General features: G+C 66.1%; 9 protein-coding genes. 2 read left to right on the top strand and 7 right to left on the bottom strand.

Going from position 1 to position 14,123, the window contains the following annotated elements; all coding sequences use genetic code 11:
* Position 1: 1 nt before the first annotated feature.
* The 7 genes from ettA to sqr form a co-directional block, all read right to left on the bottom strand.
* Positions 2-1,687, bottom strand: a complete 1,686-nt coding sequence (gene ettA / locus ML540_RS06200) for an energy-dependent translational throttle protein EttA (RefSeq protein WP_243359381.1) — start codon at positions 1,685-1,687, stop codon at positions 2-4.
* An 80-nt stretch (positions 1,688-1,767) separates the two neighbouring features.
* Positions 1,768-4,698: a glycosyltransferase family 39 protein gene (locus tag ML540_RS06195; protein ID WP_243359379.1), complete on the bottom strand. Its 2,931-nt coding sequence runs from the start codon at positions 4,696-4,698 to the stop codon at positions 1,768-1,770.
* Positions 4,695-5,612 (bottom strand): delta(1)-pyrroline-2-carboxylate reductase family protein, encoded by a 918-nt coding sequence (locus ML540_RS06190; RefSeq protein WP_243359377.1) that lies wholly within the window; start codon positions 5,610-5,612, stop codon positions 4,695-4,697. Before ML540_RS06190 ends, ML540_RS06195 begins: the two co-directional genes overlap by 4 nt.
* Before the next feature lie 3 nt (positions 5,613-5,615).
* A complete protein-coding gene (locus ML540_RS06185) occupies positions 5,616-8,696 on the bottom strand; it encodes an efflux RND transporter permease subunit (protein WP_243359376.1) in 3,081 nt (1,026 codons plus the stop codon).
* Complete coding sequence (locus ML540_RS06180) at positions 8,693-9,832, bottom strand: efflux RND transporter periplasmic adaptor subunit (protein ID WP_243359373.1); 1,140 nt, start codon at positions 9,830-9,832, stop codon at positions 8,693-8,695. Before ML540_RS06180 ends, ML540_RS06185 begins: the two co-directional genes overlap by 4 nt.
* 84 nt (positions 9,833-9,916) lie before the next feature.
* Complete coding sequence (locus ML540_RS06175; RefSeq protein ID WP_243359372.1) at positions 9,917-10,591, bottom strand: DUF1641 domain-containing protein; 675 nt, start codon at positions 10,589-10,591, stop codon at positions 9,917-9,919.
* A gap of 14 nt (positions 10,592-10,605) precedes the next feature.
* On the bottom strand, positions 10,606-11,850 hold the full coding sequence (sqr, locus tag ML540_RS06170; protein WP_243359370.1) for a type III sulfide quinone reductase, selenoprotein subtype: 1,245 nt from the start codon (positions 11,848-11,850) through the stop codon (positions 10,606-10,608).
* A gap of 228 nt (positions 11,851-12,078) precedes the next feature.
* Here sqr and ML540_RS06165 point away from each other — a divergent pair, with 228 nt between their 5' ends.
* Both ML540_RS06165 and ML540_RS06160 read left to right on the top strand, forming a co-directional pair.
* On the top strand, positions 12,079-13,377 hold the full coding sequence (locus ML540_RS06165; protein ID WP_243359369.1) for a M23 family metallopeptidase: 1,299 nt from the start codon (positions 12,079-12,081) through the stop codon (positions 13,375-13,377).
* 206 nt (positions 13,378-13,583) lie between these two features.
* Positions 13,584-14,060 (top strand): hypothetical protein, encoded by a 477-nt coding sequence (locus ML540_RS06160; protein WP_243359363.1) that lies wholly within the window; start codon positions 13,584-13,586, stop codon positions 14,058-14,060.
* The last annotated feature ends 63 nt before the right edge of the window (positions 14,061-14,123 follow it).

The raw sequence follows: 14,123 nt of genomic DNA, 5'->3' as shown, positions 1-14,123 counted from the left end.
CTTAAGCCCGCGAGAACTTCCGGTACTTGATCCTATGGGGCTGGTCGGCCTCGTGGCCGAGCCTGGCCTTCCGGTCGGCCTCGTATTCCGAGTAGTTGCCGTCGAACCACACGGCCTTGGAGTCGCCCTCGAAGGCCAGGATGTGGGTGGCCACGCGGTCCAGGAACCAGCGGTCGTGGCTGATGACCAGGGCGCAGCCCGCGAAGTTGACCAGCGCGTCTTCCAGGGCGCGCATGGTGTTCACGTCCAGGTCGTTGGTGGGTTCGTCCAGAAGGATGACGTTGGCGCCGCTTTTGAGCATGCGGGCCAGGAACACGCGGTTCCTTTCGCCGCCGGAGAGCAGGCTGACCTTTTTCTGCTGGTCGGGACCGGTCATGCCGAAGCGGGCCACGTAGGCGCGCGCGTTCACCTCGCGCCTGCCCAGGAGAATAGCGTCCTGGCCTTCGCTGATGGCGTCGAAAACGGTCATGTCGTCCTTCAGGGCCTCGCGGGATTGGTCCACGTGGGCCAGCACCACGGTGTCGCCGAGTTTGAGGCTGCCGCAGTCGGGCTTTTCCACGCCGGTGATCATGCGGAACAGGGTGGACTTGCCCGCGCCGTTGGGGCCGATGATGCCGACGATGGCTCCCGGGGGGATCATGAAGTTGAGGTCGTCCACCAGCATGTTGTCGCCGAAGGCCTTGCACACGTGCTCGGCCTCGATGACCTTGTTGCCCAGGCGCGGGCCTGCGGGGATGAAGATTTCCAGGTCCTTGGCCACCTTGTCGGCGTCCTGGGAGGCCAGTGCCTCGTAGGCGCTGACGCGGGCCTTGCTCTTGGCGTGGCGGCCCTTGGGATTCATCCTGATCCATTCGAGCTCGCGCTCCAGGGTCTTGCGGCGTTCGTCCTCGGCCTTCTCTTCATTCTTCAGGCGGTCCTGCTTCTGTTCGAGCCAGGAGGAGTAGTTGCCCTTCCAGGGGATGCCCCGGCCGCGATCCAGCTCCAGAATCCATCCGGCCACGTTGTCCAAGAAGTAGCGGTCGTGGGTCACGGCGATGATGGTGCCGGGGTAGGTGTGCAGGTGGTGTTCGAGCCAGGCCACGGTCTCGGCGTCCAGGTGGTTGGTGGGCTCGTCCAGAAGCAGGATGTCGGGCTGCTTGAGCAGCAGGCGGCACAGGGCCACGCGGCGCTTCTCGCCGCCGGAGATGACCTTCACCAGGGTGTCGGGCGGGGGGCAGCGCAGGGCGTCCATGGCCATGTCCAGGCGGGAGTCGATGTCCCAGGCGCCCGCTGCGTCGAGCTTCTCCTGCACCTGGCCCTGGCGCTCGATGAGGGCGTTCATCTCGTCGTCGTCCATGGGCTCGGCGAACTTGGCGTTGATCTCCTCGAACTCGCGGACCAGGGCCATGGTCTCGGCCACGCCCTCCTCCACGATCTCGCGGACGGTCTTGGTTTCGTCGAGCATCGGCTCCTGCTCCAGGTAGCCGATGGTGTAGCCGGGCGCGAGCACGGTCTCGCCCTGGAAGTCCTTGTCGACGCCAGCCAGGATCTTGAGGAGCGTGGACTTGCCCGAGCCGTTCATGCCCAGGACGCCGATCTTGGCCCCGTAGAAGTAGGACAGGGAAATGTTCTGCAGGATGGGTTTCTTGTCGTGGAACTTCGAAACCTTGATCATGGAATAGATAATCTTGTTGGGCTCGTTGCTCATATGCACCTTTCGCGGGACGGACTGGTTTGGTTCAATGCCCGAGGTGTCTATTGGCTGGAGGGGCGAATGTCAAACCGCGGTCAGAAGCGCCGCAGCAAGTCCGGGCGCAGCACCGGAGCGCGGCCGTAGGCCACCGCGGACCCGACAGGAGACTCCGGCGAGAGACGCACCGGGCAGGACGGCGGGAGCGGAGGGGACGCGCCGCAGAAGACGTCCAGGCGCATGGGATAATCGGGCGAGGACCACAGTTGCGCGCCGTCGCCAGAAAGCTCGAATCGAAGCGTGAGCGTGTGCGCCGCCTTGGGGAAACCGGTGGCGGCCACCCTGGGGACACCCAGGCCCTCCCAGCTTCCCGAGGCGCTGCCGCCAAAGGAACTCACCGGTAGGAAAGGTCCTCCGTCCAGGGAATACCACGCCTTCACCCAGTTGGAGAACCGCCAGTTGGCGGAGACGCGGGGGTAGAATTCCAGCCGCATGCCCTCCATGGGCAGGGCTGAGGCATAGGTGTACTCGATGGAGCAGGGCGCGGCGTCCCGGCAGCTCAGGCAGGGCTCGCCGGTCTTCTTGAGCAGGGTTGTGGACTGCGCGGCGTTGCCGTTCAAGGCGAACGACTCATCGTAGAGAGGCGAATGCGCCAGCCGGGCGGAGCCGGAGGCTTCGAGCACTACCGACGCCTGGGGCGGCAGCGACACGCCAAGAACGGCGCGGCGATCGCCAAGGAGCAGGCCGTCCACGCGCGGGGCGGTCACGCGCAGGCCCTGAAGTCCCGGCGGGACGCAGGCGATTTCCATCGTCCTGCCCTGATCGAGTGCGAAACCGGGCCGGACCAGGCCGGGATCGAAATACCGGGCGAGGATTTCGTCACCGCCGCCCTTGGCCGTATACACCGGTTCGACCGGTCCGGCCTGCAAAGGGGCGTCCGTGAATATCCCCGCGCCAAGGACGCGCAGATCATCCTGCCACTTTCGCGCGTCGATCCTGCCGGACAGGTCAGCGATCTGCCGCGCAAGCCAGGCCTCGTCATCCGCCCGGGAGCGGCCAGGAGCGCCAGGGAGCGCCAGGGAGAGGCTTGTGACGGCCATCCGCCCATAGTCGCGCGTGTCGTCGATGACAAGGCGCAGTTCGAAATCCCGGGAGCCGCATACTTCGGGCGGCAGGTCGAACGTCCGCCCGAACCCGCTGCCGACGCCGTTCTCAGGGCGGGGCGCATCGGTGCTCCACAGCACTCCGGCGTCGCGGAACGGTCCCTGCCCCGCGCGGACCTGCACGGTGACGGAGGCGTCGGACTTCCCGTTGACCGAGGGCGTAAACGCCGCCGTGAGCGTGACGCCGCCCCCCCCGGACTTTCCGACGCCCTGGCCCACGTCCGGACGAACGAACCGGAAGGTCACCTCGCCGGGCGACTCCTTCACGGCGGCGACCAGCCCGCCGTCCTCCTGGCGGACGTTGGCGGCGCGGGCGACATCGGAAAAGACCTCCGGCGAGGACATCCCTATCCGGTATTTCGCCGCGCCCTCCTCGTCGGGAAGCAGCGGCACCGGGGAGCGGTTGACGAGACCCGCGACGTAAATGTCCATTCCCCTGAAACGCCTCACCAAATGCGCGGAGCCGTATTTCACCGGGTCCAGCTTGGCATCGGGAGGGACCAACACCGCCACCCGCCGGTAAGGCCGGTAAGGGAAGTTATCCCCGTCGCCCAGGGAGCCGAAGCGCCCGGGCAGATACCAGGACAGGGCCCGGCTGGTGAGGGCCGGGCTCCAGAGCGGATTTCCGGGAGCCACGGCCAGGGCGTCCGGCTGTGCGTCTAGGCCGTCGAGCACCAGGGCCAGGTCCTTGAGGCCGTCGTTGGGACGCCGGTAGAAATAGGAATACGCCGGCCAGTTGACCAGATTGGCGGCCGCGAGGATGACGATCCCCAGGACGAAGAACGTCCGACGCCCCGGCCTGGCCAGAAGGGAGGCCGCGTATTCGACGCCCACCCCGGCGAACACGGCCAGGGAGGCGTACAGCCCGGTCAGGTAGCGTACGCGGACGTGGTGAGCGTCCGTTTCCCGAAGCACCATGACCAGAAGCGGCAGGACCATCCAGCAAGCCAGGAAGGCAAGCGACGCCCTGCGCCGGACCAGCGCCGCCAGGAGCCCCAGGCCGATCAATGCGAGAAAAGGGACGGCCCCCCCGTGCAGGGACAGATACTCGTTGTAGTAGGCGAAGAACTCCCGGCTGGCGTCCCACAACAGGCGACCGACCTCGTGGCTCACCACGCCGGTCCCCCCCGAGAGCACCGACCGGGCCGACGCTGAGGCGAGAAGCCACGGCAAAAAACCCGCGCCGCACAGGGCGAGCGCGCCCAGTGCGCGCACCAGCGCCGGCCGAGCGGCGGCCCTGTTCCGGCAGGACAGGTGACGCCCCACCAGCCACGCGCCCTGGCACATGACGTTGAGCAGGCCCAGATAGGTGGTGAAGCACATGGCCAGGCTCACCAGCACGTACCCGGCCAGATCGGCTTTCCAGGGCAAACCCTCCCGGTCCGGCGCCGCCAGCCGGTGGAAAAGCCACATGGACAGGATCGAAAGGGTCAGGAACAGGGCGTACGGGCGCACCTGCTGGGAGTATTCGATCTGGTACAAGGACATGGCCAGCACCAGGCAGGAGAACAGGGCCGATTCCCGGGAGAACAGCCGCCGCGCCAGGAGGTACATGGCCGGCACCGCCAGCGTCCCGGCCAGGACAGCCGGAAGGCGGACCGCCAAATCCGTGCGGGCCACCTTGAGGACGAAGTGGATCAGAAGCGGATACAGGGGGGGCTGGAAATCGACGAAGGGCTGCTGCTGCCCGAGCAGCTGCCTGATGACCGCGCCCGGGCCCGACTGGTCGGCGATGGCCAGGGAGATGAAGTCGTCCCACAGCTTGAGGGGCGGCCCGTCGACGCCGAACAGGCGCAAGGCGAGAGCCAGCAGCGTAACCGCCGGCAGCGCCACCCTCCAGTACCGTGGGGATGTCCGTTGATTCATGAACGCTCGGGGAAAGCCAGTTTCGCTGCGGCAAGATCCAGAGCAGCGCAGCCGACGCCCTTGTAGAGCACGGGACCTTGCGGCGCAAGATGCGCGGCACCGGGCTCACCGGTGCGTTCGAGCGGCGTGACCGCGCTCCAGTCGATCCCGGCCAGGATGAGGTCCCCGGCCTCGGTGCGCGCCGCGTCGAGATCGTCCACATAGAGGTGGCAGCGGCGCACAAGTTCTGCCGGTATCTCGGCCCGGTCGGGATGGAACGACCCCACGGCCGCGATGAAGGCGTCCGGCCGCACCCCGGCGGGAATCACCGGCGCGGGGCTGTTGGTGGCCGTGATGATGAGCGGCGTGCGGTCGAGGACATCCTCGGGACGTTCCACCGCGCAGGCCCGCACGCCCACCGAACGCAGGCGCCCGGCCAGGGTCTCGGCCTTCTCGCGGGAACGCGAGCACACGTTGACCTCTCCCACCCCGAGCCCCGAACAGAAGGCCATGGCGTGGGACATGGCCTGCACCCCGGCCCCCATCACCAGGAGCGGCCCGTCCGGGTTCGGAGCCAAGCGCTGCGCCGCCAGGAGCGACGCGGCCGCGGTGCGCCGCGCCGTAACCTCAGGGCCGTCCAGGAGCCCTAAGCGCTCGCCCGTGGACGCGCGCATGGCCACCACCTCGCCGATGATGAGCGGCAGGCCCTTTTCGGGATTGGCCGGGCACACGGTGATGAGCTTGGCCACGGCCAGACTGTCGTCGCTGGCGGGCATGAGCAGCAGCACCCCGCCATCCGGCAGGGGCAGGCTCAGGCGCGGCGGGCACCGCACGAGCCCCCGGGCCTTGCGGGCCAGGGTCTTGCCCACGGACTCGGCCAGGGGAGCGTACGGGAGAACGGCGGCCGTGGCTTCGGCGTCGAGGAGCCGCGTCATGCCCTACTCCTCGCCCTTGCCGTAGCGCCGCCGCATCCAGCCCTGCAGCTGGTCCAGGTACGTGTACACCACGGGGGTCAGGTAGAGCGTCACCACCTGGGAGATGGCCAGGCCCCCGGCCACGGACAGTCCCAGGGGCTGGCGGGCGTGGCCGCCCGAGCCGTAGGCCATGGCGATGGGCATGATGCCCGCCACGGCGGCCACAGTGGTCATCATGATGGGGCGGAAACGGGTGATGCATCCCTCAAACACCGCGTCGAAAGCGGACTTGCCGCTCTTTTCCGACTCGATGGCGAAGTCGATGACCATGATGGCGTTCTTCTTCACGATGCCGATGAGCATGATGATGCCCACGAAGCCGTACAGGTCAAGCTCCCGCCCGAAGATGAGAAGCGTCAAGAGGCCCCCCAGCGCCGCCGAGGGAAGGCCCGCCAGGATGGTCACGGGGTGGACGAAGCTCTCGTAGAGGACACCCAGGATGATGTAGATGACCACGATGGCCAAAAGCAGCAGGAAGGGCACGCTGGCCGCGGATTCGCGGAAGGCGGTGGCCTGGCCCTCGAAGGTGCGGCTCACGTCGCCGGGCAGCTCCTTGGCGGCCAGCGCCTCGATGGCGGCCACGGCGTGACTCAGGGAGTAGCCCGCGGCGGTGTTGAAGGAGATGGTCACGGAGGTGAGCTGTCCGGTGTGGTTCACGGTGATGGGGCCCACGCCCTCCTCCACCTGGACGAGGTTGCTCAGGGGGACCAGTTTGTCCTTGTTCTTGTCCTTGTTGTCCTCGAGGTCGGGCTGGACGTAGAGCTTGGAGAGCAGTTCCGGCCTGCGCTGGTATTCGGGCTGCACCTCGATGACCACGCGGTAGGTGTCGGTGGTGGCGTAGATGTTGGATATCTGGCGCGCGCCGTAAGCGGACCACAGGGCCGTCTCGATGGCCTTGGCCGAAATGCCCAGGCTCGTGGCCTTGTCGCGGTCGATGCGCAGGAGCAGCTGGGGGCCGTCGATCTGCATGTCGGAGTTGACGTCGCGAAGCTCCGGCAGGGCGCGCATCTTGGTTTCGAGCTTGCGCGCGGCCTCGTAGAGCTTGTCCACCTCGGGCGAAAGCAGGGTGAACTGGTAGAGGGCGCGGGTGGAACGGCCGCCGATCTGGATGGCGGGCGGGTTGAACATGAACAGGCGCATGTCGCTCACCCCGCCGGTCCTGGCCCGCAGCTTGGCGAGCACGGCGTCGATGTCGTCCTTGCGGTCGTGCGCGGGCTTGACCAGGGTGAAGAAGGCGGCGTTGTTCATGGAGGTGTTGGGTCCGCCCACGCCAACGATTCCCACCACCTTGTGCACGTTGGGATCGGGCGAGATGAGCCCGGAGACGTTCAGCAGGCGCTTCTTCATGGTGTCGAAGGAGGCGCTCTGCTCGGCCATGGCGTAGCCGTAGATGAAACCCGAGTCCGTGGTGGGGATGAACCCGGAGGGCACCTTGGTGAAGAGCCACATGGTCAGCGCAAGGATGCCGAAGCTGGCCAGCAGCGTCACGAAGCGGTGCCGGAGCACCACGTGCAGCGAGCGTTCGTAGAGCTTCTCGATGGTGGTGAAGAAGCGCCCGGAATGCCCCACCGAGGCGTGGCGCAGAAACTGGCTGCAGAGCATGGGCGTGAACGACAGGGTGACAAATCCCGACACCAGAACGGCGATGGTGATGGTCACGGCCAGCTCGTTCAGGATGCGCCCCAGGATGCCCGCCATGAACATGATGGGCACGAACACCACGGCCAGCGACAGGGTCATGGAGACGATGGTGAAGCCGATCTGGCGCGCCCCGTCCAGTGAGGCCAGCATGGGCGGCTTGCCCATCTCCATGTGCCGGACGATGTTCTCGAGCATGACGATGGCGTCGTCCACGATGAAGCCCACCGCCAGGGTCAGGGCCATGAGCGAGAGGTTGTCCAGGGAGAAGCCCATCATCTTCATGACGGCGAAGGTGCCGATGAGCGCGGCGGGCAGGGCCAGGCTGGCGATCACCGTGGCCCGGATGTTCTTCAGGAACAAGAACACCACCACGACCACCAGGGACACGGCCAGGGCCATGGTGAGCTTCACGTCGGCCACGGACTCCCGGATGGTCTGGGAGCGGTCGTACATGACCTCGAACTCGATGGACTGCGGCAAGGTGGATTGGATGGCGGGCAGCAGGGCCTTGATGTCGTCCACCAGCTTGATGGTGTTGGTGCCGGGCTGGCGGCGCACGGCGATGGTGAGCGAGGGGTCCTGGTTATGGTACGAGGCGTTCTTGTCGTAGAGGGTGGAGTCCACGGCGGTGCCCACGTCTCTTAAGCGTATGGGGTTGCCGCTGCGCCAGGCCACTATCTGCTCCAGGTAGTGCTTGGCGTTCATGAGCATGCCCTTGGCCTTGATGGTGAAGAGCTTCACCTCGCCGTAAAGCGAGCCCGTGGGCAGATTGACGTTCTGGGCCACGAAGGCGTCGGCCACCTGGTTGACCGAGAGGTTGTAGGCCGCGAGCTTGTCAGGATCCACCTGGATGCGCGGGGAGTAGGTCTGGTCGCCGTAGATGGCCACCTGGGCCACGCCGGCCACCATGGAGATGCGCTGGGACACGAAGGTCTTGGCGTAGTCCGTGAGCTTGTAGAGCGGCAGGGTCTTGGAGCGCATGCCGATGTAGAGCACGGGCACGTCAGCCGGGTTGACCTTCTGGTAGGTGGGCGGGTTGGGCAGGTTGCTGGGCAGGTAGCCCGAGGCAGCCGAGATGGCGGTCTGCACGTCGGAGCCCGCGCCGTCGATGTTGCGGTTCAGTTCGAACTGCAGGACGATGGTGGTCTGGCCCAGGGTGTTCACCGAGTTCATGGAGGTGATCCCGGCGATGGTGGAAAACTGCTTCTCCAGGGGCGTGGCCACCGAGGAGGCCATGGTCTCGGGATCGGCTCCGGGCAGGGAGGCCGTCACCTGGATGGTGGGGAAGTCGATGGCCGGCATTTCGGACACCGGCAAGGAGTTGTAGGCCGTCATGCCCAGGAACAGCAGGCCGAAGGTGATGAGCGCCGTGGCGATGGGGCGCTTGATGAAAAGATCGGTCATTGGGCTGTCCCGGCTCCAGCGGTGGGCTGAGCGGCAGGCTGGCCCTCGGCATTCTGCCTGGCGCTCACCGGGCCTCCCGGGGCCACGCGGATGACGCCGTCGGTGATCACCGTCTCACCGGGGGCGAGCCCCTCGAGGACCACCACCCGGCTCCTGCCCACGGTACGGCCCAGGCTGACCTTGCGCAGCTCGGCGGTGGACTTGTCCGACACCACGAACACGAAGGAGCCGTCCTGGCGGGTCATGACCGCATCGGCGGGGATCACGATCTGATCCTTGTCCACGGCCAGGGTGGCGGACATGTTGACGTACTGGCCGGGCCAGAGGGCCAGGCTCTCGTTGGCGAACTGGGCCTGGAGGCTGATCATGCCGGTCTGGGGGTCCACGGCGTTGTCGATGGCGGTGAGCGTGCCGCGCTCCTTGACGTCCTGCTCCTCCTTGGGGAAGCGGGCCGAGGCGGAAATACCGTTCTTGCCGTAATACTTGCGCACCAGGGCCAGGTCGGCCTCGCTCACGGAGAAGCGCACCAGCACGGGCTGGATCTGGTTGATGGTCACGATGGTGGAGGTATAGGCGCTGACCGTGTTGCCGGGCTTGACCTGCTGGTAGCCGGTGACGCCCGTGACGGGCGAATTGATGCGGCAGTAGTCCAGGTTGATGCGAGCGGTCTCCAGCGCCCCCTGGTCGGCCTTGACCTGCTGCCAGCCGGTTTCGTAGGAGGTGCGGCGCTGCTCGTATTCGTCCTGGCTGACCACCTCCTGGCGCACCAGCTCCTTGTAGCGCACGTAGTCGCGCCCGGCCTGCCCGGCCGTCGCCCAGTCGCGGGCGAGATTTCCCTTGGCCTGGACCAGGGCGGCCTCGAAGGGCTGCGGATCGATGAGGGCCAGCTGCTGGCCCTCGCGCACCAGCGCGCCCTCCTGGAAGGACAGGGACGCAAGCTTGCCCGTCACCTGGGGCTGCACGGCCACGGTGCGCTGGGCCACCACATGCCCCACGCCCTTCACCACCAGGGGGGCGTCCGCCCGTTCGACCTTGACCACGCCGACGACCACCGGGGCCACGGCCGGGGCTTCCGTCTTCTTCTCACAACCGGGCAGCAAACAGACCGCCAATACCAACGCCGGAATGATCTTCACCGTGAACGCCTCGGAGAAACTGTTTTCCGGCGCATTACCCGTTTTGGCATCCCGCGTCCAGAACGTGCCAATTCGCTAGACTACCTAAGCTTTCGCCTCGCCTTTGCCTGTCCCGCCTTCCTCTCCCAGGGCCCGCGTCAGTTCGAGCGCCAGGCCGAGCCCACGGCGTATTCCGGGGTCTGCGAGCGCGCCCAGAAGGGCCAGGGGACCGGCCTCGCCCGCGCGCTCCAGGCGCACCTTGGAGGGAACCTCCGACAGTTTGGAAAGGACGGCCGCCGCATTGGGGTCGCCCAGGTTGCGGGCCAGGCCCATGAGCACCACCAGGCCGTCGCCCATGCGCTCCATGTCCTGTTCCCCATACGCGGAGCTGACCTTCTCCATGACGCCCACCAGCCCCTTGAGCACGGTGAACACACCCTTGGACTCCAGGTCCTCCAGAGTGGCTATCCACACCGGCACGCTCTGGCGCACCAGGGGCTCCAGGTTGTCCACCAGATTGAGGAGCGCCCCCAGCTGGTCCAGGGCCCTGTTGAAGGTGCGCACGTTGCGCATGGACTTCTTCACCAGGGCCAGGAGGTCCTCCAACTGGAAGTCGCTCTCCACGTCGGCCAGTTCCACGATCAGCGCCCGCACGGCCTCCTCCACCCTGGGGGCCAGGTCGCGGCGCAGGTTCTCCACGGACCGGGCGGCCTGCGTGAGCGGCGCCACGTCGGCGCGCAGGGCCTCGATGCCCTCCATGATCCTTTGGTCCTCGGCCATATGCCCTCCCGGCGTCACATTTTGCAGGCCGCGCCCGCGCGCATCTTGCCGGCCAGGTTCATCTGGTTCTCCAGGGGCAGGTCCTTGCCGCGCATCATGAGCTCCCAATAGACCCAACGGAACATCATCTTGCCCCAGTGGTTGGCCAGGCTCTCCTTGAGGAGCGAAAACGGCCCCACGCCCGGGAAGGGGAACTTGCCCGGCAAGGGCTCCACCTCGTAGTTGAAGTCCAAGAGGATGGCCTTGTCGTAGCCCGCTTCCAGGAAGCATGTGGCGTGGCCGTCGTAGCTGGGCAGCGGCTCGTGGCCGTCGATCTCGCGCAGCAGGTTCTCCACCAGCGTGTAGGCCTGGTAGTGGGCAGAGCTTCCGGCCTTGGACGTGGGCACGTTGGAGGCGTCGCCCAGCACGAAGATGCGCTCGGCCTTGTCGGACTTGAGGGTGTTCTTGTCCACGGTCACGTAGCCCATGGGGTCGGTGAGCCCGGAATTTTCCAGGCAGGCCGCCCCGAAGTTGGGCGGGATGGACACCAGCAGGTCGTAGCCCACGCTTCGTCCGTCGTGGGATTCGATGGTCTTGGCGTCCGAGTTGACCCGGGCGATGTTGAAGTTGGGGGTGACGTTTATGCGCTTCTTCTCCGCGATGTGAGCCAGGGCCTTGGCCGCGATGGGCTTGGTGAACACGCTGCCGAGCGGCGTGACCAGCTCCAGCTCCACGCTTTGGCGCGCCCCGGAGGCGGTGAGGAACCAGTCGCACATGAAGAGGAACTCCAGCGGGGCGATGGGGCACTTGAAGGGCAGCTCCGCGATGTTGAGCACGATCTTGCCGCAGGTGAAATACTTGAGCGCCTTGCGCAGCCGTTCGGCCCCTCCCAGGGTGTAGAAATTGTGGATGTCCGTGTCCCAGGCCTCGGCCATGCCCTCCACCTCGCCCGTGTTCAGGCGCGCGCCCGTGGCCACCACCAGCCAGTCGTAGGGATAGGAACCGCCCCGGGTCCGGACCGTGCGGTTTTCCGCGTCCACGCCGGTGACCTCGTCCAGCACGAACTCCACCCCCGGCGGAATAAAGAGGCGCTTGGGCTGGAGGATGTCCTCGCGCGAGTAGAGCCCGAAGGGGATGAACAGATAGCCCGGCTGGTAGTGGTGCTGCTCGTCGCGGTCGATGACCAGGATCTCCCATTCGTCCTCGGGCAGCTGCCCCCTGAGCTGGTTGGCCGCGATGGTCCCGCCCGCCCCCGAACCGATGATCACGATCCTTCGCATGGAATCCTCCGTGAACGGCTGGTTCGTCCCGGCCGGACGGGCCCGGGGTTTGCTCGCGAAAATAGCATTTTCGCGAGCAAAGTCCACCTTGAAGGAATGAAAAGAGCGCATGCCATGGCGGCCGGAAAAGCCCGAGCGCCCCTTGCGCCCCGCCACCCGCCGCGTTACTACACGCCCCCAAGAGCGGCCGGTTTCCGGCGCGCAACGTAAACCACATCATCCGGCACCATGGGCAAAATCCTCTCGATTCTTTTTCTGCTGGTCCTCGTCGGCGCGGGCGTCGGCGCATACTTCTTCACCAGGGACATGACCCCTCCAGAAGCCGCCCTCACTCCCGATCGGGCGGCCACCGGCAGCAAGCGCGAATTCACCCTGACCGCCAGGGACGCCTCGGGCGTCAAGGCCGTCAAGATCTCGGTGCTCCAGGCCCAGAAAGAGACCGTGATCGTCAACAAGACCTTCGAGCCCGCACAGCGCGAGGTGGTGGAGAAGTTCACCCTGGAGCAGGCCGGGCTGCGCGAAGGCCAGTTCGACCTGAACATGGTGGTCACGGACAAGTCCGTGTTCAACTTCGGCGCGGGCAACACCACCCGCATTTCCAAGACCATGGCCCTGGACAACCGCGCCCCGGTGATCAACGTGCTCTCCCAGGCGCACATCATCAAGCAGGGCGGCGCCTGCGGCGTGGTCTACCAGGTGAACAAGGACGTGGAGCGCTCCGGCGTCATCGTGGGCGACATGTTCTTCCCCGGCTACAAGCTCGATACCGGCAACTACGCCTGCATATTCGCCTTCCCCTGGAACATGGACCCCGCCCGCTTCCAGCCCCGGCTCTACGCCGAGGACTCCGCCGGAAACGAGCGCTCCATCACCTTCCGCTACCAGGCCAAGGCCACCAAGTTCAAACACGACAGCATCAACGTGGGCGACGATTTCCTGCAGTCCAAGATGCCCCAGTTCGAAACCATCTACCCCGACATCAAGGACCCGGCCCAGCTCTACATCAAGGTCAACCGGGACCTGCGCAAGGAGAACGTGGCCAAGCTCGTGGAGCTGTCCAAGAACACCTCGCCCAAGATGCTCTGGGACGGCGGCCCCTTCCTGCGCCTGCCCAACGCCGCGCCGCGCGCCGCCTTCGGCGACGGGCGCACCTACATGTACAAGAACCAGCGCATCGACGAGGAGACCCACCTGGGCGTGGACCTGGCGTCGCTGGAGAACGCCCAGGTCCCGGCGGCCCAGAGCGGCAAAGTCATCTTCACCGGGTTCTTCGGCATCTACGGCAACGCGGTGGTCATCGACCACGGCTGGGGCCTGCAGACCATCTACTCGCACCTGTCGCAGATCAGCGCCAAGGTGGGCGACGACGTGAAGAAGGGCGAGATCATCGGCAATACCGGGGCCACGGGCCTGGCCGCCGGAGACCACCTGCACTTCGGCATCATCCTGGGCGGCATCGAGATACAGCCCATCGAATGGTGGGACCCGCACTGGATCAAGGACAACATCACCAGCAAGTTCCAATAGGCCTTCGCGCTCAATAAGCGCCCAACATTGCGAACTGGACCGCGCGCCTGGGGTTTCCGCCCCGGCGCGCGGTTTTGTCTTTCCAGCCTGCGTTTCCCCGTGGACGGCCTCCCCGGGACTGTTTTCCCGCGCACTAGCCGTGTTGACCCCGCCCCGCCTATGCGGCAGAGTATGGAGGATTCCCAATCCCGACAGAGGAGCTCCATATGCTCAAAGCCGTCATCGCAGCATTGCTGACCGTGTTCCTGGCGCTTCCCGCCCTGGCCCAGCAACAGATGGGACCTCAGATGATGGGTAATCAGCCCATGGGATCCCAGATGATGAACCGCCAAACCCCAGGCCCCATCCCCAACCTCGTGGGCGCTTGGGAGGCCGGGGACTTCCAACTGCACCACAAGACCCACGGTTTCATTAAGGCCGAGGGCAATACGGCCAAACTGGTGGTGACCGCGCAGGAGGGCCGGGTGTTCCATGGCACGGTGGAATGGGGAGGCAAAAACGCCGGCAAGGATTCGTTCTCCGGCGTCATCGACAAGGACAACACGACCTTCTACCTCGCCGGACACACCGAAGGGCTGCGCCTTGGCAAGATGGAAGGCCCCGACGCGTTCACCTTCTACTATCTGGTTCCCGGCGGCGTAAGTCCCAGGGCCGGATACGTGGAATACAAACGGGCGAAATGAACGCAAAAGGCCTCCGGGTTTACGCCCGGAGGCCTTTTTGTTTCCGTCATCCGGCTGAGCTTG

It is taken from the genome of Fundidesulfovibrio terrae, assembly GCF_022808915.1.
GTDB classification, from domain to species: domain Bacteria; phylum Desulfobacterota; class Desulfovibrionia; order Desulfovibrionales; family Desulfovibrionaceae; genus Fundidesulfovibrio; species Fundidesulfovibrio terrae.
This window is presented reverse-complemented; position numbering and strand designations above follow the sequence as displayed.

What these genes read in the sequence shown, in the direction of transcription:
- ML540_RS06190 (WP_243359377.1), bottom strand. Translation starts at nt 5,612, where the DNA reads ATGACGCGGCTCCTCGACGCCGAAGCCACGGCCGCCGTTCTCCCGTAC.
- ML540_RS06185 (WP_243359376.1), bottom strand. Translation starts at nt 8,696, where the DNA reads ATGACCGATCTTTTCATCAAGCGCCCCATCGCCACGGCGCTCATCACC.
- ML540_RS06165 (WP_243359369.1), top strand. Translation starts at nt 12,079, where the DNA reads ATGGGCAAAATCCTCTCGATTCTTTTTCTGCTGGTCCTCGTCGGCGCG.
- sqr (WP_243359370.1), bottom strand. Translation starts at nt 11,850, where the DNA reads ATGCGAAGGATCGTGATCATCGGTTCGGGGGCGGGCGGGACCATCGCG.
- ML540_RS06160 (WP_243359363.1), top strand. Translation starts at nt 13,584, where the DNA reads ATGCTCAAAGCCGTCATCGCAGCATTGCTGACCGTGTTCCTGGCGCTT.
- ettA (WP_243359381.1), bottom strand. Translation starts at nt 1,687, where the DNA reads ATGAGCAACGAGCCCAACAAGATTATCTATTCCATGATCAAGGTTTCG.
- ML540_RS06175 (WP_243359372.1), bottom strand. Translation starts at nt 10,591, where the DNA reads ATGGCCGAGGACCAAAGGATCATGGAGGGCATCGAGGCCCTGCGCGCC.
- ML540_RS06195 (WP_243359379.1), bottom strand. Translation starts at nt 4,698, where the DNA reads ATGAATCAACGGACATCCCCACGGTACTGGAGGGTGGCGCTGCCGGCG.